The organism is Pseudomonas sp. S3_B08 (assembly GCF_054667725.1).
This window is the reverse complement of the sequence record NZ_CP162750.1, coordinates 4713030-4735731: the sequence shown is the minus strand read 5'-3', so window position 1 is coordinate 4735731 and position 22702 is coordinate 4713030. Positions and strand designations below refer to the sequence as shown.

The 22702-nt window shown below is 60.6% G+C and carries 16 protein-coding genes; 8 read left to right on the top strand and 8 right to left on the bottom strand.

What is annotated here, in order from left to right; all coding sequences use genetic code 11:
- Positions 1 to 140: 140 nt before the first annotated feature.
- The 3 genes from AB4N73_RS21505 (at position 141) to AB4N73_RS21495 (ending at position 4445) form a co-directional block, all read left to right on the top strand.
- A complete protein-coding gene (locus tag AB4N73_RS21505; RefSeq protein ID WP_252877142.1) occupies positions 141 to 3014 on the top strand; it encodes an EAL domain-containing protein in 2874 nt (957 codons plus the stop codon).
- A 127-nt stretch (positions 3015 to 3141) separates the two neighbouring features.
- The gene (hexR, locus tag AB4N73_RS21500) at positions 3142 to 4008 is read left to right on the top strand and encodes a transcriptional regulator HexR (protein ID WP_007962240.1); all 867 of its coding nucleotides are present in this window, start codon (positions 3142 to 3144) and stop codon (positions 4006 to 4008) included.
- A gap of 233 nt (positions 4009 to 4241) precedes the next feature.
- Positions 4242 to 4445, top strand: a complete 204-nt coding sequence (locus AB4N73_RS21495; protein WP_080902479.1) for a PA3496 family putative envelope integrity protein — start codon at positions 4242 to 4244, stop codon at positions 4443 to 4445.
- Here the strand turns inward: AB4N73_RS21495 and AB4N73_RS21490 are convergent.
- The gene (locus AB4N73_RS21490) at positions 4387 to 5349 is read right to left on the bottom strand and encodes a LysR family transcriptional regulator (protein WP_252868494.1); all 963 of its coding nucleotides are present in this window, start codon (positions 5347 to 5349) and stop codon (positions 4387 to 4389) included. The two genes, AB4N73_RS21495 and AB4N73_RS21490, sit on opposite strands and share 59 nt — an antisense overlap.
- 190 nt (positions 5350 to 5539) lie before the next feature.
- On the opposite strand from AB4N73_RS21490, the gene AB4N73_RS21485 reads away from it, so the two are divergent.
- Positions 5540 to 6955, top strand: a complete 1416-nt coding sequence (locus AB4N73_RS21485) for an acetyl-CoA carboxylase biotin carboxylase subunit (RefSeq protein ID WP_024014853.1) — start codon at positions 5540 to 5542, stop codon at positions 6953 to 6955.
- Positions 6956 to 6966: 11 nt separating this feature from the next.
- Positions 6967 to 8775: a sodium-extruding oxaloacetate decarboxylase subunit alpha gene (gene oadA, locus AB4N73_RS21480; RefSeq protein ID WP_083353857.1), complete on the top strand. Its 1809-nt coding sequence runs from the start codon at positions 6967 to 6969 to the stop codon at positions 8773 to 8775.
- A gap of 209 nt (positions 8776 to 8984) precedes the next feature.
- On the opposite strand, the gene AB4N73_RS21475 is transcribed toward oadA, so the two are convergent.
- Complete coding sequence (locus AB4N73_RS21475; protein WP_460142520.1) at positions 8985 to 11222, bottom strand: autotransporter outer membrane beta-barrel domain-containing protein; 2238 nt, start codon at positions 11220 to 11222, stop codon at positions 8985 to 8987.
- 330 nt (positions 11223 to 11552) lie between these two features.
- On the opposite strand from AB4N73_RS21475, the gene AB4N73_RS21470 reads away from it, so the two are divergent.
- Entirely contained in the window at positions 11553 to 11852 is a 300-nt protein-coding gene (locus AB4N73_RS21470; RefSeq protein WP_056790965.1) for a helix-turn-helix domain-containing protein, read from the top strand.
- Between the two features lie 7 nt (positions 11853 to 11859).
- Here the strand turns inward: AB4N73_RS21470 and AB4N73_RS21465 are convergent, their stop codons facing one another.
- Together AB4N73_RS21465 and AB4N73_RS21460 are read right to left on the bottom strand one after the other, a co-directional pair.
- Entirely contained in the window at positions 11860 to 12696 is an 837-nt protein-coding gene (locus AB4N73_RS21465) for an amino acid ABC transporter permease (RefSeq protein WP_122698746.1), read from the bottom strand.
- Positions 12693 to 13511 carry an ABC transporter substrate-binding protein gene (locus AB4N73_RS21460; RefSeq protein ID WP_095181205.1) on the bottom strand — a complete coding sequence of 273 codons (819 nt, stop codon included), beginning with the start codon at positions 13509 to 13511 and terminating at the stop codon, positions 12693 to 12695. Before AB4N73_RS21460 ends, AB4N73_RS21465 begins: the two co-directional genes overlap by 4 nt.
- Positions 13512 to 13624: 113 nt before the next feature.
- On the opposite strand from AB4N73_RS21460, the gene AB4N73_RS21455 reads away from it, so the two are divergent.
- Positions 13625 to 14527: a homocysteine S-methyltransferase family protein gene (locus AB4N73_RS21455; protein WP_460142519.1), complete on the top strand. Its 903-nt coding sequence runs from the start codon at positions 13625 to 13627 to the stop codon at positions 14525 to 14527.
- A gap of 122 nt (positions 14528 to 14649) precedes the next feature.
- On the opposite strand, the gene AB4N73_RS21450 is transcribed toward AB4N73_RS21455, so the two are convergent.
- Genes AB4N73_RS21450 through AB4N73_RS21440 form a run of 3 tightly spaced genes read right to left on the bottom strand, consistent with a single transcriptional unit; the run spans position 14650 to position 16414 of the window.
- A complete protein-coding gene (locus AB4N73_RS21450; protein WP_122698744.1) occupies positions 14650 to 15321 on the bottom strand; it encodes a GNAT family N-acetyltransferase in 672 nt (223 codons plus the stop codon).
- Positions 15322 to 15333: 12 nt separating this feature from the next.
- Entirely contained in the window at positions 15334 to 15780 is a 447-nt protein-coding gene (locus AB4N73_RS21445) for a GNAT family N-acetyltransferase (RefSeq protein WP_236167797.1), read from the bottom strand.
- A 10-nt stretch (positions 15781 to 15790) separates the two neighbouring features.
- Positions 15791 to 16414 (bottom strand): FMN-binding negative transcriptional regulator, encoded by a 624-nt coding sequence (locus AB4N73_RS21440; RefSeq protein WP_133335576.1) that lies wholly within the window; start codon positions 16412 to 16414, stop codon positions 15791 to 15793.
- A gap of 93 nt (positions 16415 to 16507) precedes the next feature.
- Between AB4N73_RS21440 and pdxR the strand changes: the two genes are divergently transcribed.
- A complete protein-coding gene (pdxR, locus tag AB4N73_RS21435) occupies positions 16508 to 18058 on the top strand; it encodes a MocR-like pyridoxine biosynthesis transcription factor PdxR (protein WP_460143603.1) in 1551 nt (516 codons plus the stop codon).
- Here pdxR and AB4N73_RS21430 read toward each other — a convergent pair.
- Positions 18015 to 22619 carry a dermonecrotic toxin domain-containing protein gene (locus AB4N73_RS21430; protein ID WP_460142518.1) on the bottom strand — a complete coding sequence of 1535 codons (4605 nt, stop codon included), beginning with the start codon at positions 22617 to 22619 and terminating at the stop codon, positions 18015 to 18017. The two genes, pdxR and AB4N73_RS21430, sit on opposite strands and share 44 nt — an antisense overlap.
- Positions 22620 to 22702: the final 83 nt, after the last annotated feature.

The following is a 22702-nucleotide window of genomic DNA, read 5'->3' as shown; positions in this document are numbered from 1 at the left end:
TGAGGGGTTGCAGCGGTGCGCAAGCGGCGGAAAATTTCCCCGCAATTGTGATCGGCAGCAGTTTGGCATCGGGATCGGCTTGTGTATGCTCCGTCCACGTTTCGGGCGCACGCCCTCCTATAAGAACAAGAACGTTGCCCATGATCCTCAGCGCCGAACTGTCGGGGCCCTCCGTGGACCCCCGGGTGATCCGCAAGCACTATGCCGTCGAAATGGCGGTGGAGCGCACGCGTCTGCTGTATCAGGGCTCGTTGTTGCCCACGCTTTTCATGTTGATCAATGGTCTGGTCTGCGCCGCTTTGCTCTGGAGCCCGCAGCGCTACTTCGTGGTCAGCGTCTGGCTGGTGTGGCTGCTGTCGCTGGTCGCGCTGCGGGTGATTCAGGTAGCCGCGTTCGATTCGGCGATTCCCGATCGTCAGGCCCGGCCAATCTGGTTCCGCATGTTCCTGCTCGGTTCGACCATGACCGGCCTGACGCTGGCCGGAGCCGGCATCGCTCTGGTGCCCGCTGACAACTTCATGCAGCAAGCCTGGGTATTCGGCCTGATCGGCGCGGCAACGCTGTCGGCCAGCGTCGCCTACGCGGTGAGCCTGCCGGCGTTCCTCTCGTTTACCTTACCGTGCCTGCTGCCAGCGATCGGCTACCTGTTCTGGGGCGGCGACGATCAGGCGCGGGGCTGGGGCTGGCTGGGTCTGATCCTGCTCGGTTCGTTGAGCGTGGTGGCGTGGCAGGTCAATCGGCTGATCGACCGTGGATTGCTTCGGCGCTTCCAGAATCAGCATCTGATCGAGCATTTACAGCAAGCGCAAACGCGCAGCGAACAACTCAATCAGGAGCTGGGCAAAGAGATCGAACAGCGCCGCTGTGCCGAGGCGCAATTGCGTGAAGCGCAGGTCGATCTCGAAAATCGCGTGGCCCAGCGCAGCCGCGAACTGGATGCCGCCAATCAGGCCCTGAGCAAAAGCGAAGCGCGCCTGGCGCTGGCGCTCAAGGCCAGTGAGCTCGGATTGTGGGACTGGAATCTGCAGACCGACGAGGTCCATCACACGCAGATTCAGGAACTGTTCGGCCTCGCCCCGGAATACGTCACGGCGCTGCTGCGCGACCTCAAGCCACGACTGCACCCTGAAGATGTGCCGTCACTCAAGTTCGCCCTGGTCGAGCATTTGAAGGGGCGCACCGAGGATTATCAGGTCGAATATCGCCTGCGCCATGGCGACGGCCACTGGGTGTGGATCGAGGACCGTGGCCGTGCCGTGGAGCGCAGCGCCAGCGGCCGGGTGATCCGCATGGTCGGCACTCGCCGCGATATCAGCGCCAGCAAAAGCCTTGAAGAGCAGCAGCGGCTGGCGGCCACGGTGTTCGAAGCGGCCAGCGAAGGCATCGTGATTCTCGACCCGAACTACGCGCTGATTGCGATCAACCAGGCGTTCAGCCGGGTCACCGGTTACGAGATCGACGACATGCTCGGGCGCAACGTCGTCGAGTTGCCCTGCAGCCGCGATGCCCATCGCCACTATGTGGCGATCCGGCATGCACTGGAGCAGCACGGCAGTTGGCAGGGTGAACTCGTGGAAACCCGCAAGAACGGCGAATTGTATCCGCAGTGGCTGCAGCTCAACGCGGTGCGCGACAGCCGGGGCAATGTCAGCCATATTGTCGGCTTCTTCGCCGATCTCTCGGCACGGCGTGCGTCGGAAGAACGCCTGCGTTATCTGACCCATTACGATGAGCTCACCGGCCTGGCCAACCGTTCACTGTTCCGCGAACGCCTGCACGAAGCCCATCAGCGGGTGCGGCAGGGCGGGCGCCGCAGTCTCGCATTGCTGCACATCAATCTGGATCGCTTCAAATTGCTCAATGACAGCCTCGGCCATGAAGTCGCCGATCAGCTGCTGCAAAAAATGGCGCGGCGGCTGGTCAATGCCTTGCCTGAGGCCGACACCATTGCGCGCTTGTCCGGAGACGAGTTTGCCGTGCTATTCGATGCCTACGGCAATCTGTCGAGCCTGGCGCGGGTGGCGACGCGGTTGTCGGCCAAGCTGCGTTTGCCGCTGAGTGTCGACGGGCATGAATTGGTAGTCAGCGCTTCGATGGGCATCAGCCTGTTGCCGGACAACGCGCGTGAGATCTCCGCGCTGGTCAGCCAGTCGAACATGGCCATGCAGCATGCCAAACATCTGGGTGGCAACAATTTCCAGTTCTTCACCGACAGCCTGCAAGCCAGCACACTCGAACGCTTGCAGCTGGAAAACCACTTGCGCCGAGCCATTGAAGAACAGCAACTGACAGTGTTCTACCAACCGAAACTGTGCCTGCAAACCGGCCGCATGAATGCCGCTGAAGCGCTGGTGCGCTGGGATCATCCGAGCATGGGCCAGGTGCCGCCGGCGGATTTCATTGGCCTGGCCGAAGAGACCGGTCTGATCGGGCCGATCGGCGAATTCGTTTTGCGTCAGGCGTGCTGGCAGGCGTGCGAATGGCAACGGCAGGGCCTGGCGCCGATCCGCGTGTCGGTGAACCTGTCGGTGCATCAGCTGCGCCAGGGCAAACTGGTCAGTCTGGTCCGGCAAGTGCTGGAAGAAACCGGGCTGGCGCCGCACTACCTCGAGCTGGAGCTGACCGAAAGTCATTTGCTCGACAGCGTCGAACACATCATTGCCACGTTCCAGCAACTGCGCGATCTGGGAGTGAAACTGGCGATCGATGATTTCGGTACCGGATATTCGTCGTTGAGTTACCTCAAGCGCATTCCGGTGGATTACGTGAAGATTGATCAGGCGTTCATTCGCGGCTTGAGCGAGGGCAGTGCGGACGCGGCGATCACTCGCGCGATCATCGCCATGGCCCACGGACTGGCCCTCAAAGTCGTCGCCGAGGGTGTCGAGCGTGAGGATCAGCTGGCATTTCTGCGCGCCGAACGCTGCGACGAAGTGCAAGGTTATCTGATCAGCCGGCCGGTGGACGCTGCCCGTCTGGCCGGGCTTCTGCGTGATCAGGCAAATCCGCAGTAAGGGCTACATGCACCTCAGCGCGCCTGATGCCGGGACATCGAGTTACGCATTGAGCAGGCAAAATGCCCATTCATGTAGTATAACTACAAGCTTGCTACATCCTTGCCCACAAGAAGAGTCCAGCCCCTTGAATCTGCTGCAACACATCGCCCAGTCACGTCACCTGTTACGCAAGTCGGAGCTCAAGGTCGCCGACCACGTGCTGCTTGACCCTGCGGCAGTGATGCACAGCTCCATGGCCGACCTGGCTCACAGCGTCGGCATCAGCGAGCCGACCATCGTGCGCTTCTGCCGCGCCATCGGTTGTTCCGGCTTTCAGGATCTCAAGCTGAAACTGGCGCAAAGCCTGGCCGCCGGCGCCAGCTTCGGCCAGTTCGCGATCCACGAAGATGACTCCGTCGCCGACTACAGCCTGAAGATTTTCGACACCACGCTGCACACCCTGATGGAAGTGCGCGAGAAGCTCGACCCGGTGGAGTTACAGCGCGCGGTGACGCTGATGTCCCAGGCGCAGCGTGTCGAGTTCTATGGCTTCGGTGCTTCCGGAGCGGTGGCCGCGGATGCACAGCACAAGTTTTTCCGTTTGCTGCTGACCGCGGCGGCGTACTCCGACCCGCACATGCAGGCCATGTCAGCCGTTACCTTGAAACCGACCGATGTGGCGATCTGTATTTCCCAGTCAGGGCGCTCCAAGGATTTGCTGATCACCGCTAACCTCGTTCGCGAAAGCGGGGCATCGCTGATCACCCTGTGCCCGAGCCAGACGCCCTTGGCCGAACTGTCGACCGTCAATCTGGCGATCGATGTGCATGAAGACACCGAGATCTACACGCCGCTGACCTCGCGAATCGCCCACCTGGTCGTGATCGACGTGCTGGCGATGGGCGTGGCCATGGCGCGCGGGCCGAGCCTGGTCAATCACCTCAAGAGCGTGAAGCGCAGTCTGCGCAGTTTGCGTTTGTCGCCCAAGGCCGTGAAAGCGCTGGACGATTGAGCAAGGTCGTTCCGACCTTGTTCGCGAGCAGGCTCGCTCCCACAGGGGGGCTTCTGAGAACATAAATTCTGGGTCATAACGGGATCAAATGTGGGAGCGAGCCTGCTCGCGAAAGCGTCCTCAACAACAGCACATCCCTGCGCACATTTCATCACATTGTCATCCCCGCGCAGCCAAACCGTCATCCCCCACGCCTATCGTAAAACTCCCGTACTCGCCCTGGGAGACTCGAAATGGCTCAGCCCTACGAAGAACGCAACAGCGCCGCGAAAACCCGTCGTCAGCAGGAAGATCAGCGCCGCATGGAATTTCGCCGCGCAATCGAGGATCGCTTCGAACTTCGCCAGCTTCAGGCCGAGATCGGCGATTTTCCCGAGATCACGCACTGGCAGGCAGCGCCCGCCGCTTCCCGTCGAAACGCTCAACCAGCGCAATAATCTGCGCCCGCTCGCTGCGGATGAACGCCAGGAAGGCGTGCGCCACCGGTGACAGCCGTTTGGCTTTGGCTTGCACCAGACACCAGCTGCGCATCAGCGGCAACTCCTCGACCGGCAGCTCGATCAGGCCGCCGGTCGCCAGCTCCAGGTTCAGGGCGTGGCGCGTCAACAGCGCCAGGCCCAGACCCGCCAGCACGCATTCACGCTGAGCTTCGGCGGACGCCACCTCCTGGGTCTGAGTGAAGTGCACGCGCTTTTCCTTGAAGTATTCCTCGCAGGCCAGACGCGTGCCCGAGCCCGGCTCGCGTATCAGCAGCGTGTAAGGCTCCAGATCCTGCAAGCGCAACGGGCCCATGTGTGCCAGCGGATGATCCGGGCGCGCCACGGCGACAATCGGATTATTGAGAAACGGCAGGAATTCCAGGCCCATGTCCTGCGGCACCATCGACATGATCACCAGATCATCACGGTTGTCCGAGAGGCGGCGGATGACCTGGCCACGGTTGACCACGGTCAGCTGCAAATTGACTTCCGGATGCTGGCGCTTGAATGCAGCAAACAGATGCGGCACGAAATATTTGGCGCTGGATTCCACCGCCAGTTTCAGCTGACCCTGCAGTGAACCCTGCATGTCCGACAGTTGCATGTCGAGGTTTTCCAGGCGCCCGAAAATGTCGCGGCTGGCGCGCTGAAGCGCTTCCGCCGCCTCGGTCATGTAGAGTTTTTTGCCGACATAGTCGAACAGCGGCTGGCCAATCAGCTCTTCCAGCTGACGAATCTGTAGGCTCACGGCCGGTTGTGTGAGGGACATTTCCTCGGCGGCGCGGCTGTACGAGCGTAAATCACACACCTCGTTGAAGATCTGCAATTGACGCAATGTCATACGCATCAATGACTTACGCATATTTTTCAGGCTCGGTCAGCGGTCAGTTGCTTCAACTATAAGTGTTTGCTTATGCCTGACCCAATTTTTATTCATTTTTGTTAATCCCTCAGCAGCGCTAGTGTGGACCTGCGACTGAATTGAAACATTTGGTCACGCGTCGACCTGGGTCTAGCAGGTCGTGGTGCCACCGGCTCAAGGGAACCTCCAAGTGATAAAAAAGATCCTGATCGCCAACCGTGGTGAGATTGCCGTACGCATCGTACGAGCCTGCGCCGAAATGGGCATTCGCTCGGTTGCGATTTTCTCCGACGCCGATCGCCATGCCTTGCATGTGAAGCGTGCGGACGAGGCCCACAGCGTGGGTGCCGAGCCACTGGCCGGCTATCTGAACCCGCGCAAGCTGGTGAACCTGGCGGTGGAAACCGGCTGCGATGCGCTGCACCCCGGCTACGGCTTCCTTTCGGAAAACGCCGAGCTGGCGGAAATCTGCGCCGAGCGCGGCATCAAATTCATCGGCCCGTCGGCGGAGGTCATCCGGCGCATGGGCGACAAGACCGAAGCGCGCCGCAGCATGATCAAGGCCGGCGTACCGGTAACGCCCGGTACCGAAGGCAACGTCTCCGGCATCGAAGAAGCCTTGGTCGAAGGCGACCGTATCGGTTATCCGGTAATGCTCAAGGCCACCTCCGGTGGTGGCGGGCGCGGTATCCGTCGCTGCAACAGCCGCGAAGAACTCGAACAGAACTTCCCCCGGGTCATCTCCGAAGCCACCAAGGCGTTCGGTTCGGCGGAAGTGTTCCTGGAAAAATGCATCGTCAATCCCAAGCACATTGAAGCGCAGATCCTTGGCGACAGCTTCGGCAATGTCGTGCACCTGTTCGAGCGTGACTGCTCGATCCAGCGCCGCAACCAGAAGCTGATCGAGATCGCGCCGAGCCCGCAGCTGACCCCGGAACAGCGCGCCTACATCGGCGACCTGTCGGTACGTGCAGCCAAGGCTGTGGGCTACGAGAACGCCGGCACCGTGGAGTTCCTGCTCGCCGAGGGCGAGGTGTACTTCATGGAAATGAACACGCGGGTGCAGGTGGAACACACCATCACCGAAGAAATCACCGGCATCGACATCGTCCGCGAACAGATTCGCATCGCTTCCGGCCTGCCGCTATCGGTGAAGCAGGAAGACATTCAGCACCGTGGCTTTGCGTTGCAGTTCCGTATCAACGCCGAAGACCCGAAGAACAACTTCCTGCCGAGTTTCGGCAAGATCACCCGTTACTACGCCCCCGGCGGCCCGGGCGTGCGCACCGACACGGCGATCTATACCGGCTACACCATTCCACCGTTCTACGACTCGATGTGCCTGAAACTGGTGGTCTGGGCGCTGACCTGGGAAGAGGCGATGGACCGTGGCCTGCGCGCCCTCGACGACATGCGTCTGCAGGGCGTGAAGACCACCGCCGCCTACTACCAGGAAATCCTGCGCAACCCGGAATTCCGTAGCGGCCAGTTCAACACCAGCTTCGTTGAAAGCCACCCGGAACTGACCAACTACTCGATCAAGCGCAAACCCGAAGAGCTGGCCCTGGCCATCGCCGCCGCCATCGCCGCCCACGCAGGCCTGTGAGGAATACAAGAATGAGCAAGAAAATCTTCGTAACAGACACCATCCTGCGCGACGCTCACCAATCGCTGCTCGCCACCCGCATGCGCACCGAGGACATGCTGCCGATCTGCGACAAGCTCGACAAGGTCGGCTACTGGTCGCTGGAATGCTGGGGCGGCGCGACGTTCGACGCCTGCGTGCGCTTTCTCAAGGAAGACCCATGGGAGCGCCTGCGCCAACTGCGTGCGGCGCTGCCCAATACCCGCCTGCAAATGCTCCTGCGCGGGCAGAATCTGCTCGGCTATCGCCACTACAGCGATGACGTGGTCAAAGCTTTCGTCGCCAAAGCAGCGGTGAACGGCATCGACGTGTTCCGCATCTTCGATGCGATGAACGATGTGCGTAACCTGCGCGTTGCCATTGAAGCAGTGAAAGCTGCCGGCAAACATGCGCAAGGCACCATCGCCTACACCACCAGCCCGGTGCACACCATCGACGCTTTCGTCACCCAGGCCAAGCAAATGGAATCCATGGGCTGCGACTCGGTAGCGATCAAGGACATGGCCGGTCTGCTGACCCCGTATGCCACTGGTGAACTGGTGCGTGCTCTGAAAGCCGAGCAGTCGTTGCCGGTGTTCATCCACTCCCACGACACCGCCGGCCTGGCCGCCATGTGCCAGCTCAAGGCGATCGAAAACGGCGCCGATCACATCGACACCGCAATCTCCAGCTTCGCCTCGGGCACCAGCCATCCGGGCACCGAATCAATGGTTGCCGCGCTCAAGGGCACCGAGTACGACACCGGCCTGAATCTGGAGCTGCTCCAGGAAATCGGCCTGTACTTCTATGCCGTACGCAAGAAGTACCACCAGTTCGAAAGCGAATTCACCGCCGTCGATACCCGTGTGCAGGTCAACCAGGTACCGGGCGGGATGATCTCCAACCTCGCCAACCAGTTGAAAGAGCAGGGCGCTCTGAATCGCATGGGCGAAGTGCTCGCAGAAATCCCGCGCGTACGTGAAGACCTCGGCTTTCCGCCGCTGGTGACCCCAACCTCGCAAATCGTCGGCACCCAGGCGTTTTTCAACGTACTGGCCGGCGAGCGCTACAAGACCATCACCAACGAAGTGAAGCTGTATCTGCAGGGCGGCTACGGCAAGGCACCGGGCGTGGTCAATGAAAAGCTGCGGCGCCAGGCGATCGGCAGCGAAGACGTCATCGACGTGCGCCCGGCCGATCTGCTCAAGCCGGAAATGACCAAGCTGCGTGCCGATATCGGAGCACTGGCCAAATCCGAAGAAGACGTACTGACCTTCGCCATGTTCCCGGACATCGGCCGCAAATTCCTCGAAGAACGCGCCGCCGGCACTCTTACGCCGGAAGTGCTGTTGCCAATCCCGGAAGCGGGCGCCGTTGCCTCGGCGAGCGGCGAAGGTGTGCCGACCGAGTTTGTCATCGATGTGCACGGCGAAACCTACCGCGTCGACATCACTGGTGTCGGCGTCAAGGCCGAGGGCAAGCGCCACTTCTATCTGTCCATCGACGGCATGCCGGAAGAAGTGGTGTTCGAACCGCTCAACGAATTTGTCGGTGGTGGCAGCAGCAAACGCAAACAGGCCTCGGCACCGGGCCATGTCAGCACCACCATGCCGGGCAACATCGTCGATGTGCTGGTCAAGGAGGGCGACACCGTCAAGGCGGGCCAGGCGGTATTGATTACCGAAGCGATGAAGATGGAAACCGAAGTCCAGGCTGCCATTGCCGGCAAGGTCACCGCGATTCACGTGGCCAAGGGCGACCGGGTCAACCCGGGCGAAATCCTCATCGAGATCGAAGGCTGAGATAACAGTCGCGATCCAACGCTTTAAACCTCGGGGGGGCATGTGCTCCCCTTTTTTTTGCCTGTGATTTCCGCCGTTACCCAGCTCCCTTGAAGAGCCAATGTGGGAGCGAGCCTGCTCGCGAATGCGCCAGGTCAGCCAATAGCATCTTTGTATGATTCACCGCTTTCGCGAGCAGGCTCGCTCCCACAGGAGGCGTGCTTAATCCATCAGAACGCCATGCGCCATTGACCCGCCACGCCATACGTTCGGCTGTCATTACCCAGCTCACCCGTCAAGCCCACGCCCAGTGTGTGCGCCGCCGAAAGACCAAGATCGAGCCCCGCATCCACCGCCAGAGCGTTCCGATCGAGTGCCGCGCCGGTCACTTCGAAGCGCTTGCCGCCCTTGCGCAGTTGCTGGCGGGTGTCACTGTCGATGTCACCGTAGATATGTTTCCAGCCTGCGCTCAATCGCGGGGTCAAATGCATGCCGTTATCCAGCGTATTGACCTGCGCAACACGCAGACCGAAGGTGCTGCTGAAGTTGTCGCGGGTCTGGCCGTAGACTTTCAACGCCGCGTCGCCGCCCTTTTCGTTGTAGCTGTCGCGCTGATAGCGCTGATAGCCGAGGTTGGCGTAGGGCTCGAGGGTCACGTTGTTGCGGCCCAGGTTGAACCCGGCCTCGGCAAATGCTTGCTGAGTATTGGCGTTGTAATTGCCCTTGAGACGATCGCTGAAACCCTTGAACGCTACCCGCCGTGTGCTGCCGCCGTCATGGCTGGCGTAGGTCGCGCCGAGACGCAGCGACAGCGGGCCGTCCTGACGCACGGCATAGGCACCGAGGTGCCAGCTGTCGAGGTCGCCGTCGTACTGGCGGGCATCGAGTTTCGTCTGCGATTTGCCGCCGAGCAGGCCGACATGCCAGTGCTCGTCGAGTCGCCAGTCAGCGCCCACGACCAGTCCTTGCGTGGCATGTTGGAGGATGCCGTCAGCGTCGCGGTCAACCTTTCCGCCGTGGCCCAGCGCCTGAACCCACACCCGTCCGGAGTCTTCGTTGCCTGCGGCCTGACGCGGTGAACTGCGCGAGCCGTCAGCAGAGCCGGAGCGGTTGTCCAGTTGGCGCATCGCCGAGAGCATGCTCGTACTGACCGGCGTGATACTGCTCAGCGTGGCTTTGGCGAGGTTGGCATTGCTGCCTGCGGCAAGTTGATCGAGGGCGATGGGCGCGGTGGTTTTATCGCTGGTCAGCAGTGCGGCGACGGCCCTGTTGGCGCCGATTTCGAAAGCTCGAGTGGAAGCCTCTCGATTATCCATGCTCCGCGCAATCGAACGAGCACTGCGCGTTTGGGCCAGTTCTTCGAACCCTACATCGTTGCGCACGTAGTGCAGTTTCACGGCGTTTGGCTCATAGGAGAGCGTTGGTGTCATGTAGGCCAGATTCGTGGTGACCTCACCGAACTCGCCATCAATGACGTTTGCAGACAACAGCCGATACTCATTGGTACGAGCGTAGTCGCCCGGTACGCCATAAATCTCGACACGCGCACCTCCCAGGCTTGCGGTGCCCTTAACATGCACGGGATCTGAGCCGCGGTCGGCAGATACGGCGTAAGAAAACACAGCGTCCTTTTGGAGCGTCAGATTGCCTTTGATATTGGGAGAGCCGTGTTGCTGGCTGGCAAGCAGTGTTCCTGCGACATACAGCCCCGTCACATGTCCATAACCGCCAAAAACCGCTCCCGGGTCGACATCGACACCATTGATCGATGCGTAGTTGATCAGCACGGCGTCGGCTTTGACGTCAGCATCACCCTCGAAAGCGTGACGCAGGGTCCACTGTCCACGTGCGATACGCATGGCTGAGAAATTGCGCGTTTCACCGATCTCGCCGCCTTCTATGGCATTGAACAGCAGCCCGTTCGCACCTTCGCCACCGTCCAGGCGACCGTCCCAACGGGCGCCCTTATTGATCACCAGCAAGTCATCTCCATCGCCTAGTTGCAGGGATACGCCGCCGACATTCTCGAGTGGGCTCGAGACAAAAGAGCGCTGCGTCGTGACCGCAAACATGTCGCGTTCAAACGGGTCGACAAGATCGAATTCCTCATCGTCGGTTTCCTCCACCACGAACTCTGGAAACTCCAGCCCTTCATAAAAGGCCGGACTGAAATCCTCGATCGCAACCGTCGCGCATACGGCATCGACCGAAGGCGCGTCAGAGGCCTGTCCGGGCGACGGAGAAGTGTGCTCCAGCGGGCCGATGAATTCCTTGATCGCAAACAAGTCATCAGGATCCGCTTTCGGCGTGGGCGTTTTCTTCTTTCGAGGCTTGGCGGTTTTGTCTTCGCTGATCTCTGCAGAAACCTGGACGTCAGGTTGCTGTTCGATGGACGCCTCGGCAGATCCAATGGTCAGCGCGATCGCCAAAGCGAGGTGATGGGGACGGTATTTGTGTAGGGCAGGCATCGAGTTCAACCTCCTTGTATGAAAGGCTCAACTCTATTGCTGCCTTGAAAAACACGATGTCGGTCGGTTCCTGATGCTGTGCAGGCGACGTCGGATCGTTCTGTCGAAAATCCTCACGGGATTTCGCAAACAAGACTTTTGCGCGGTGGCGGCGGTTCGTTTTCCTACAGCCGATATGGGTCACAGCGACATACGTCGGGATACATCTGCATTGTTTTGCGTCGATTGAAGCCCCAGCGGCTCCCGTCTGCATTTTGTTGCAGTTTAATTACCAAAACTGTCATCACGCTGCATTAAATTGCGTCTTTCACAAAACGAATTAGCCGCGTCATGAGTAAACTCAAATCTGCACGGGACCTTACTGTCCTTGATCGAATGGCGCTCATCGAAAGCATTCAGCAATCACTGGCCGAAGGCACTCTGGAAATCGGTGACGCCGTGCGCCGTTTACGGGTCGAAGTCACCGGTCTGCATCAGACCCAGTTCGCGAAGATGTGCAAGATTTCTGTGCGCACGCTGGTGCATATCGAACATGGCGAAGGCAATCAGACCCTGAAGTCGCTGAACGCGGTGTTCCGCCCCTTCGGCATGAAAATGGGCGTAGTGCGGATTCGCCGGGACACCATTTGAATGCACCTCAACTACGGCGCACATAAGCCTTGCCGTAATGCCGCTCCATCCGTGCCTGAATCAGCTCCAGCCCGATCGACATCAGCCAGTAGATGATCGCCGCCGTGGTGAGCATTTCGATGTAGCGATAGCTTGAGCGCCCGTAGGACTGGGCGAGAAACATCACTTCCCAGACGCCCATTACCGAGATCAGCGACGAGTCCTTGAGCATCGAGATGAACTGGTTGGTGGTCGGCGGGATAATCGTGCGCATGGCCTGGGGCAGGGTGATGCGCCAGAAGATCACGCTTTCGCGCAGGCCCAGCGCCAGGGATGCTTCGCGTTGGCCGTGATCGACGCCGAGGATGCCGGCGCGGAAGATTTCGCTCAGGTAGGCGCCGTAGTTCAGCGACAGGGCAATGATGCCGGCGACGATGGCGCCGGGGACGATGCCCAGTTGCGGCAGGCCGAGGTAGATCAGCAGGATCTGGATCAGCAATGGCGTGCCGCGAAAGAACGAGGTGTAGAAACTGGCGATGCCAAACGCCACGGCGCTGCTCGACAGGCGCGCCAGCGCGGTGATGAAACCGAGCAGCGACGAGGCGATGATCGAGCAGGCGCAGAGGAACAGGGTCAGCGCTGCGCCTTGCAGGAAGCCGTTCGGCGCCAGCTTCAGGCCAACGAGGTTGGGCAGTTTGTCGAGGATGATCGCGAACTTCAGGTCGAAGCTCAGGAAGAATCCGGCGAACAGGCAGAAAAGCGCAGCCCACGTCAGGTACAGGCGCGTACGGAACCCGAAAAGCTTTTGCAGGCGGGTTTCAGCCACCGGTTGCGGTGGCTGGGGCGGGGTCGGAAAGGAAGTCATTGGCTGATATCGGCGCCGATCCATTTCTGCGACAGCTTGCTCAGGGTGCCGTCCTGTTTCAGCTGGGCGAACACCTCGCGCACCTTGGCGTCCCACTGCGGGTCACCCTTTTCGATGGCCACCGAGTTCGGTTCCGAGTACAGCGGTTCGCCGGCCAATTTGAAGCGCTGGTCCTGATTCAGACGCGGCTGTGCGGTGACCAGATTGGTAAGGATTGCATCCAGGCGCACGCCGGCGCCCAGGCCCAGATCCTGGAAGGCGACGTTGTCGGTGTCATAAGGAGCGATCTGCACATCCTCGAACGGATACTGCAACTGCGTATCCTCGGCGCCTTCGATCACCAGATTTTTGTTCAGATAACTTTCGTAGCTGGAGGCGCTGGTCAGGCCGACTTTTTTGCCGCTCAGATCCTTGGCGCTGTGGATGCGATCGTCCTTGGCATTGACCACGATTACCGCTGGCGAGGCGTAGTACTCGACCGGGAAGTCGAACACTTCTGCGCGGGCCTTGCTCGGGGTCATCGAGCAGATGCAGATGTCGTAGCGCCCGCTCCAGCGGCCGGCGGCGATCACGTCCCAGGACGGCGTTTCCAGACGCAGTTTGACGCCAAGCTTGTCCGCCACCGCTTTGGCAACGTCGACATCGAAACCGTCGAGTTGATTCTGCTCATTGAGAAACGAGAAGGGCGGATAGCTTTCCATGAGCACGCCGACCAGCTCTTTTTTCTGTTCGACACGGTCCAGCGTCGCGCCGCCGAAGGCTTGGGTGGAGGCCAGAATGGTCAGGCCCAGGGCCAATAGCGGTTGGAATTTCACAGTCGCTTCCTGTTGAAAAAAGAGGTTGTTATTAACCGAGTGGTGCGTATTAAATAGTTATAAGAACGACTCTGATAGTGAGTTATTTTCATAAGCATATGAGTGAAAAGCATATGGGCGCAGCAAGTACGGTCATTCTCGATGGCGGCATGGGCCGTGAACTGCAACGCGCCGGGGCGCCATTTCGCCAGCCCGAGTGGTCGGCACTGGCGCTGAGCGAAGCGCCGCAGGCGGTCGAGGCGGTGCATGCCGCTTACATCAACAGCGGCGCCGACGTGATCACCAGCAACAGTTACGCGGTGGTGCCATTTCACATTGGCGAGGCGCGCTTTGCGGCTGAAGGCCAGGCGCTTGCGGCACTGGCGGGGGAGTTGGCGCGGCGGGCGGTGCAGACATCCGGCAAGCCAGTGCGTGTTGCCGGTTCGTTGCCGCCGCTGTTTGGTTCGTATCGTCCGGATCTGTTCGAAGCGGATCGCGTGACCGAACTGTTGACGCCTTTGGTTAACGGTCTGGCGCCACATGTGGACCTGTGGCTGGCAGAAACGCAAAGCTCGATCGTCGAGGCCCGCGCTATCCACGCCGGGCTGCCGAAGGACGGCAAACCGTTCTGGCTTTCATTCACGCTCAAGGATGAAGACACCGATGAAGTGCCACGCCTGCGCTCCGGTGAGCCGGTAGCCGAAGCGGCTGCGCTGGCGGCTGAACTTGGCGTCGAGACCCTGCTGTTCAATTGCAGTCAGCCTGAAGTGATTGGCGCGGCCATCGACGCGGCGCGCGCAACCTTTGAGCGTCTCGGCGTCAGGATCAATATCGGCGCGTATGCCAACGCGTTTCCTCCGCAACCGAAAGAAGCCACGGCCAATGACGGGCTCGACCCGTTGCGTGACGATCTTGATCCGCCGGGGTATCTGCACTGGGCGCTGGACTGGCAACAGCGCGGCGCCAGTCATCTGGGTGGCTGCTGCGGGATCGGGCCAGAGCACATTGCGGTGCTGGCGCAAGAACTGCGTTGTTAAGAAAGACCCCGCCCATTGTGGGAGCGAGCCTGCTCGCGAAAGCGGTCAGTCAGGCCACATTTGCAGTGACTGACACAGCGCCTTCGCGAGCAGGCTCGCTCCCACAGGGGTATCCGTGAAGTTCAGCTACGGCATTCGGCCAGACCTTTGAGTTGGCCAGCAGGCGTCTGGTTTTCATCGCTCAGCCAGCGCTCGAACCCTGCACCAATCGCCGGCCATTCCGCATCCAGAATCGAATACCACGCGGTATCGCGGTTCTGCCCCTTGACCACCATGTGCTGGCGAAACACGCCTTCGAAGCTGAAGCCCAGACGCTCGGCCGCGTATTTGGAGCGGGCGTTGCCGTTGTTGCACTTCCATTCCAGGCGCCGGTAACCCAGCTCGAACGAATATTTGGCCAGCAGGTACACCGCCTCGGTGCTTTTCGGCGAGCGCTGCATTGGCGCACCGAAAGTGACGTGGCCGATTTCGATGCGGCCCTGCGCCGGGACGATCGACATCAGGCTGAGGATGCCTTGGACCTGACCAGTCGCACGGTCGATGACGCTGAAGAAATACGGGTCGCTGTTGGCCGCATGATTGTTCAGCCAGTCGTTGAACGCGCTGCGCTCGCGAAACGGACCGTAAGGCAGATAATCCCAGAGTTTCGGATCAGCACCCGGACCTTCGAGAGCGGCGTAAAGCTGCTCGGCATGGCGTACCGGGTCAAGTTTTTCCAGGCGGATGAAACGGCCTTCGAGCAGCGTGGCGGAGGGGGCGGGGACGCCTTTCCAGTCAGCGAGTGAAGCAGTCATGTGCGCGTCTCCTTAAAGGGCTTTACGAAACTGGATGAAGCCCGGGCGTTCGGCAATGCGCTCGTAGAGCTGGATCGCCGTGGCGTTGGTTTCATGGGTCAGCCAGTGGACTTTGCAGCAACCATCGGCCTTGGCGGTAGCGTAGACATGCTCGATCAACAGCCGACCGACTCCCGTGCCACGGGCTTCCGGCACCACCAGCAGATCCTGCAAATAGCAGGAATTTTCGATGCTCCAGTTCGAGCGATGATAGATGTAATGCACCATGCCCAATGCTTTGCCATCGGCCCACGCGAGGGCGGCGTGGGTCGGTTCATTCGGGTCGAGAAAGCGCTGCCAGGTGCTCTGGGTGACGGCGTCCGGCAGTTCGGTGTTGTAGAAGCGCAAATAGGCTTGCCACAACGGCAGCCAGGCATCGTGGTCGTCGGCGCTGACCTGGCGAATGTCGATCTCAGTCATGGTGATTTCCTTAGCGCATCAAGCGGGCGAGGGTTTGATCGTTGGCGTCGGGGCTGGCGGCGAGGCCTTCGCGCACGCCGGCAATGTCTTCAGCGCTGCGGTTCTGGCTGAGCTTGCGTTTGCCTTCGAGGCGGTCGATGGGAATGGCAAACCCGACGATGGCCTTGAGCATGCCGTCGATGTATTCGGCTGGCGCATCGTCCACCGACCATGGCTGGGCGCGGCCCGCTTCGTGACGGTCAGTCAGGGTGCTGACGATGTCGAGCAAGCGGCCGCCATCGCTGAAGGTCTCGGCCTGACCGTAGGCGTGCACGGCGATGTAGTTCCAGGTCGGCACGACCTTGCCGTGCTCGGCCTTGCTCGGATAGAAGCCTGGGCTGACGTAGGCGTCTGGTCCGGCAAAGATCAGCATCGCCTCGGCGCCGTCCCGCAGGTCCTTCCACTGCGGATTGGCCTTGGCCAGATGGCCGTAGAGCGTGCCGTATTCGCCCTGTTCGCGATGCAGCAGCACCGGCACGTGGCTGGCTTGCAGGCCGCTTTCGCCGTGGCTGACCAGAATGGCCAGGCGCGTGGCGAGGATCAGTTCGTGCAGTTGGGACAAGTCTTCGATGGCAAAGGCGCGTGGCGTGTACATGGACAGATTTTCCTTGGCGAATGCCTGCATCCTAGGCAGGCTATTGGTCCGTTGTAAGAGCCATTGATGAGCCATTTCATAGGTCCATTCGCCATGCCCAATCTGCCACCCTTGTCGATGCCCTTCAACCCGGCCGGTATCGCGCTTGATCGCCGCCAAGGCCTGAGTCGCCAGCTCTATCAGGCTCTGCGCCTGCGGGTGCTGGATGGACGCCTGGCCAGTGGCACGCGATTGCCGGCCAGCCGAGATCTGGCCTCGGCGCTGGGCATTTCCCGCAACAGCGTGGTGCGCGCTTACGATCAGTTGTATGCCGAGGGCTTTATCGAAGGGCGCGTCGGCGACGGTACTTACGTGGCGCAATTGGCTCAGGCATCCACGCCTGAGAAAAAACTATCCACAAATTCATCCACAGGCTTGTCAACAGGCTTACCCACAGCCTTATCCACAAATTGGCTGGATTTACCTGTGAATTCATCCAGCAAAGTTATCCACAGTGGTGGCTTTTCTCGCATTGAAAAGCACCATTTACCTCGACCACCGAGCGGTCCGCCGCGCGCTTTTCGGGTGGGTGTGCCTGCATTTGATCTGTTCCCGTTCGAGGTCTGGGCCAAGCTGAACGCGGCTTTCTGGCGTAAACCGGATCTGCAGCAGCTGTGTTACGGCGACCCAGCCGGTGACGCGCGGCTGCGCGGCATGATTGCTGCGTATTTGCGCAGCTCGCGCGGCATGCAGTGCACGGCTGAGCAAATTGTGATCACCAGTGGCGCGCAGCAGGGCATCAGCCTTTGTGCACAGTTGCTGGTCGAGCCGGGGGACGGTGTGGCGATCGAGAATCCGGGCTACCGCGCGGCCGGGCATGCCTTCGCTGTGGCGGGGGCGAAATTGCATGGGGTGGCGGTAGACAGCGACGGCATTGATTGCAGCGCCATGGCTCAGCTCAGCGATTGTCGGGTGGCTTATGTCACGCCGTCTCATCAGTACCCGACCGGAGTGGTGATGAGTCTGGCCCGGCGTCTGGAATTGCTCGCCTGGGCCGAGCGTGTCGGCGGCTGGATCGTCGAGGATGATTACGACGGCGAGTACCGCTACACCGGCGCACCGCTGGCGCCGTTGGCCGCACTTGATCGTCAGGGGCGTGTGCTCTACGTCGGCACCTTCGGCAAGGTCGCTTTTCCGGCGTTGCGCCTTGGTTATCTGGTGCTGCCGCCAGCGCTGGTCGACGCGTTTGCGCAACGCCGCGCCGTCGATGTGCGGCATTCGGAGGTCAGCACCCAAGCGGTGATGGCCGAATTCATGGCTGCCGGGCATTTCCAGCGACATATCCGTCGCATGCGCCGGGCTGCGCTGAGCCGGCGCAACTGCCTGCTCGAAGGCTGGCCGACGGTCGCCGGTGTCGGTCAGTTGCCGGCCGTGTCGGCCGGGCTGCACCTGACCGTCGCCGTGGACAGCATCGCGCGCGAGCAGCAATTGATCGCTCAGGCCGCTGATGTCGATGTCGAAATCAACGGCCTGAGCAGCTACTGGTTACCCGACTCGACTACGCCCATGGATCAGCGCGCCGGCCTGGTGCTGGGTTTTGCCGCCGTACCAGAGCCTGCGATCAAAGCGGCGCTGTCGCGTCTGCGGCAGGCTTGGAGAGATTGAAGAACAGCGTTTCGGCGCTGCGAGTGGAAATTTCGCTGCGATGGATTTCTATCAGCCTCTGATTATCCACACCCGTTATTTCGGCGACGCCCCCCATGCGGTGCTGAGCGAGCGTTTTCATATGTCCACGCACAAATGCACCAACGGGCGCGTCGACGCTGCTGTAATGGAAATGCGCATAGCAGAGGACCTTGTCGGTATGCGCATCACGAATCTGATACTCGTCGAGAAAATCGTTCTGATGGCGCCTCAGACGCCGTCGGGTCAGGGTTTTCGAGATGCTCACTTCGCCCTTGTCCTTGAGCCACTCGACCCCGGCAGCTGTTGGCAGTTGTTGCTTGACCAGGCGGATTCGCGTGCTGGTGCCTTTTTGCTCCAGTGTCGTAGCCGCAGCGTCGAGCTTGTGGTTGAGCTCTTCGGACGGTTCATGCAGAGCAGCGGTGAGGTTACTCGCCGTTAACGCTTCATCGATCGCCGCACAGGCTTTGCGCAATAGGGTGGCGTGGTTGTGGTATTCCTCTTCGACCTCCACTGGAATGCGCGAGCCGCGTTTGAGACGCGCCTCGATGCGCCGATGAAACGCCGCCAGCCCGTCGATCAATGCCTGCCCTTCGCTGATGCTCTTGTTGAGGTTGGGCCGGGCTTTAGGCAACGGTGCAGGCCTTGCACTCTGCTCGACCCAGATACCTGGCGATTCCTCCTTGAATGTCGCGATCACTCTCGTCAGCGCCGTACCGACTTCGACCAGATCGGTGTTCTTGCCGTCGAGGCTTTTTTTCCGCTGGCCGACCAGGGTGCCCTTGTTGCGTGTCTTGATGATCTGCCGATTCGAAGCTGACGTTGCGGGTCTCGACGGACCGGCTTGCGGCACCAGTAGATGCCGGTAGCGCAACAGGTCGGCGAGTCGGTTGTCGGCGCTATCCTTGAATGCGGCCACGCGCGCCTGCAATTGCCTGAGGCGTTCCGTGTGTATGTGTTCGGAATATTCACTCGCCAGGTCATCGAAACGCTTGTCCACGGAAGCGAACTGTTCGCTCACCTGACTCAGGGCGTCGATGCGTATGCGCAGATCACTGAGGCTTTCATCGGCGCTCAGGTCCCGCGAACTCTGAACGTTCAGCGCAGCATCTTCGAACAGACTGGCCAGCGCTTGTTGTGCCTCGACATGAGCGGTGGAATCGCCGGGCTTGATGCAGGTGTACTGGCCGAGACTGATTTGCAGAGTCTTCAGATCATCCAGCGGGTAGGGCGCCAGGCTGATGTTGTATTTCTGCTTTATCTCCAGACCATCAGGTCCCAGCCTGGTCAGTTCATCCAGGCAGGCTTCAGCCGACTCCATTTTCTCGATAATGGTTTGAGTGGCATCGTTCAACTGTTCAAACGCAGAGGTGACTGCCTGCGATTCGCCGCGCAGTTCGTCGTCCAGTATCGCCTGCACCCTCAGTACGCGTTGCTGGTAATCCGAAGCGTTATTACTGAGCCACTCCTGCCCCAGAAACAATTGCATGTCCAACCGCTCCGGCATGACCGTGCGGTAGTTGGGAATCGATTGCTTGCAGTTGAGTGTCTTGATCAGCTGAATGTTCGCGGCATATTCGTTGTGCTGTGAATCGAGCGTGGCGAGGTACTGCGCAAGCGCTTGTTCGCGTGCCTGCGCAGGGGCATCGCGCAGGCTGTTGCGTTCGGCATCGAGACGGCTGCCTTTGCTCTCCATCGTCAAATCGAACGCGGTAATCTGCTCGGACAATACGGCCACCTCCTGGTTTTTTTTGCCTTGCGCCACCTTGCGCCCGTCCTCCAGCCCGCCTCCGCGCAGGCGCAAACGCAGATCTATCACCCATTGGCCATTGGCGGTATAGGCAAGCCTGGGCCCGGCTGGTCGGGCGGGCTGACGCGTATCGACGATGTGCACATCGCCATGCGCGTTGCGCGCGACTTCGAACCAGCGCTCACCGACCCGGGCGTACCATTTGTCTGCGTGGGCGTAGAGGTCTCGGTACGCGCCTTCCCGGGTGGCTGCGCCAAGGGCTTTGGGCTTGCCGACCTCGAACCCGTCCAACAGCGTGGCGAGTGCCGTCGGGGATCGCTTCAGCGCCGTGATGCTGTCGATCGATGTGCCATGGAATTGGGTCAATTGCGGGCCGGTGATATCGGGCTGGCGCAGCGCTTTGACGATTCTGGCGGCAGGTCTGGTCGTCGCTGCGTCCTCTTCGAGCTCCGTGGCCACGGGTGTCGATGGCGCATCGCCCACCGCCGCACGGTGGGCGAGCACCATGCCCAGCGCCAGGAGAATATCGGCGATGGCCGTCCAGGCGATCTTCCCCGATTGCTCGTTGGCGCCGTCGGTGATTTCCTGCAGATCATCCATGATCTGCCAGATCCACGCCGCTGTGCCTACGCTGCGGCCCAGGAACGGCAGCGCGGCATTGAGCATCACCCAGCCGCCCTGTTTCAGCGAGGCCCAGCGTGCTTCTGCATCGGAGACCGACTGCCGGTCGGCTTGAGTGACAAGCGCCTTGACGTTGCGTTCGTGCAGGGTTGCGAGGACATCGCTGGCGATCACCTGAGTGCCCAGCGCGACCGCGCCTGACATATCCAGCGCAGTGGTCGGATTGATCATCAGTTGCGGGATCGTCCACACCGACGGCAGCCTGGCGGTGAAGACGAACTGGCTGTAATTGAAGCGCACATCGTCCGGCAACCAGGCCAGTACCGAGTCACGCAAATGTCGCGAATGCTGGATCGCAAAAAGCAGATTCGCGGGCCCCGGATATTGCAGCAGAGTCTTGTCGAACAGCGGTCGATACAGCACGCACGGTCCTTTGTCGGCATCGCGCGGGCCTATGACATACATGTTGTCGACAGTGTCTGCGGTGGAGCGGCTGCGATGAGCGACGAAGGCCAAAGGGCGAATGACGATTTCCTCGCCATCGACGTAGCGTTCCGCGCCAGTCGTGGCGAATGCGGCGACCACGTATCGATAACCCGATTCATCGAGGCCGGCTCTACCCCGGATCTTGTGCTGCAACGCCAGCAATGGCAGCTCAATGCGCAACTGACTGGTGTAGAGCCCTTGCAACAGCGGCGCTTGCACGGGGTCGTCTAGCAGCATGGCCTTGAGATGCGCCGGGTAGGTCTTGCCGATGTCGACCGTGCTGACCAGTTTTTCCAGAAAAGTCGCGCTCATCCACTCGGGTACCGGGCTGCCATCCTTGTACCGCACAGTCTTGTTGCCCAAGGGCAGGCCTGCGAGGTTTTGCAGGGCAAGCTCGGTCAGCGTCCATGTCTGAGCCTGAGTATTTCCCGGCAATACAAACGTGCCCCAGACCACGAGACTGGTGATGGTGATTTCGATGTTGTCGATGTTCACGTCTTTGGCGCCGGGCTGCTCCTTGAGAATCTGTTTGATCAGCGCTGCACGAGTGAACGCCTGCAGGCTGGTGATTTCGCTTTGAAAGGATTTGCCGTTGTTTTCGTGCTGCAGCGTTGTCAGATCCAGCAGGTGCCGGCTGTAACGCGTCTGATCCATGGGCAGTGCGTCGTTCAGCCAGTCCGGAAGCATCGGCTGCAAACGCTCGAAGTGCGCTTCGAGGCGCGGTGTCGGTTGAGCCGGTTTGCCGGCCGTGCCGGTATGCGGATAGACGCGTTTACCAGGGGAATCCTGAAAAAAACTGATCTCGCCCAAGGCATCCGCTTCCATGGAAATCAGCGTGCAGGCCTGCTGGTCGAAGAAATTGCCCTGGGGTTCGACCAGCCGCCACTTGAGATCTTCGCCCGAGGCGCTTGCGCCATATATCCGCAGCAGAGCCTCGCCGAGTTCCTCCAGTGAATCGAAACGCTGAAAGCCCTGGGTGACCGCGTGGGTGAGAATCAACTTGCGGTCTGCGATTGTGCCGATCACTACTGCGGCATCGACCAGGGTCAAGTGCGATGACTTGTCGGAGCTACCGCGATCGAGGTCAATCAGATATGCCTTTGCCGAGTACGGGGCGGGGGCCAGGCGTTGTTGCGGGTCGGGCTGTTTGAAAATCGCCCGGGCCATGGCGATCTCGTCAGCGTCCCAGCCGACGCTGGCATCGACGTTCCACAGGTTGCGCAGTGCCTCGGACAACTGCTGCCAGCGCGGTTGCCCGGGGTAGGTGAACTCGTCCCAGTATTCGACGTGCTGCTCCTTGTAGGCGATGAACAGCAGTGGCGCCAGTTCGTTGAGCAACAGGCCGATGGCATCGATCTTTACCGGCAGATGCGCGGGTGCGGGCATGCCGGGTTGCAGGGTCAGATAATGCTCGCCATCAAGGTACGTCACCGTGGTGCCGGACAGGCCGAGCCGCACCAGGGCGTTGGTCAGCGATCCAGCCTGATACCCGTCGGGTACGACTCGACCATCCACAATGGCCCAGGTGGGTTGCACGACCATCGCCAGACGCGGGTCTATGTCGAGATTCGGATACAGCGTCTTGAGGGCATCGCGCAGCGTTTTTGAAGCGACTTCCTGCAGTGAGGGGCCAGTAACCAGCTGAGTCACGATATCGACGGCACTGGCTTTGGGAATGGCGGTCATGGTGGTTTCCTGCTCTGTCGGGACGCCGCAAGGGCGGCGGAGCAGGGCAAGTTAAAAGGCGCAACAGCGACCCGTGCGGTAGA

Coding starts and splice junctions, on each gene's coding strand:
- AB4N73_RS21465 (WP_122698746.1), bottom strand. CDS start 12,696: ATGACTTCCTTTCCGACCCCGCCCCAGCCACCGCAACCGGTGGCTGAA.
- AB4N73_RS21440 (WP_133335576.1), bottom strand. CDS start 16,414: ATGTACACGCCACGCGCCTTTGCCATCGAAGACTTGTCCCAACTGCAC.
- AB4N73_RS21455 (WP_460142519.1), top strand. CDS start 13,625: ATGGGCGCAGCAAGTACGGTCATTCTCGATGGCGGCATGGGCCGTGAA.
- AB4N73_RS21495 (WP_080902479.1), top strand. CDS start 4,242: ATGGCTCAGCCCTACGAAGAACGCAACAGCGCCGCGAAAACCCGTCGT.
- AB4N73_RS21470 (WP_056790965.1), top strand. CDS start 11,553: ATGAGTAAACTCAAATCTGCACGGGACCTTACTGTCCTTGATCGAATG.
- AB4N73_RS21450 (WP_122698744.1), bottom strand. CDS start 15,321: ATGACTGCTTCACTCGCTGACTGGAAAGGCGTCCCCGCCCCCTCCGCC.
- AB4N73_RS21475 (WP_460142520.1), bottom strand. CDS start 11,222: ATGCCTGCCCTACACAAATACCGTCCCCATCACCTCGCTTTGGCGATC.
- AB4N73_RS21445 (WP_236167797.1), bottom strand. CDS start 15,780: ATGACTGAGATCGACATTCGCCAGGTCAGCGCCGACGACCACGATGCC.
- oadA (WP_083353857.1), top strand. CDS start 6,967: ATGAGCAAGAAAATCTTCGTAACAGACACCATCCTGCGCGACGCTCAC.
- AB4N73_RS21505 (WP_252877142.1), top strand. CDS start 141: ATGATCCTCAGCGCCGAACTGTCGGGGCCCTCCGTGGACCCCCGGGTG.
- AB4N73_RS21430 (WP_460142518.1), bottom strand. CDS start 22,619: ATGACCGCCATTCCCAAAGCCAGTGCCGTCGATATCGTGACTCAGCTG.
- AB4N73_RS21490 (WP_252868494.1), bottom strand. CDS start 5,349: ATGCGTAAGTCATTGATGCGTATGACATTGCGTCAATTGCAGATCTTC.
- pdxR (WP_460143603.1), top strand. CDS start 16,508: ATGCCCAATCTGCCACCCTTGTCGATGCCCTTCAACCCGGCCGGTATC.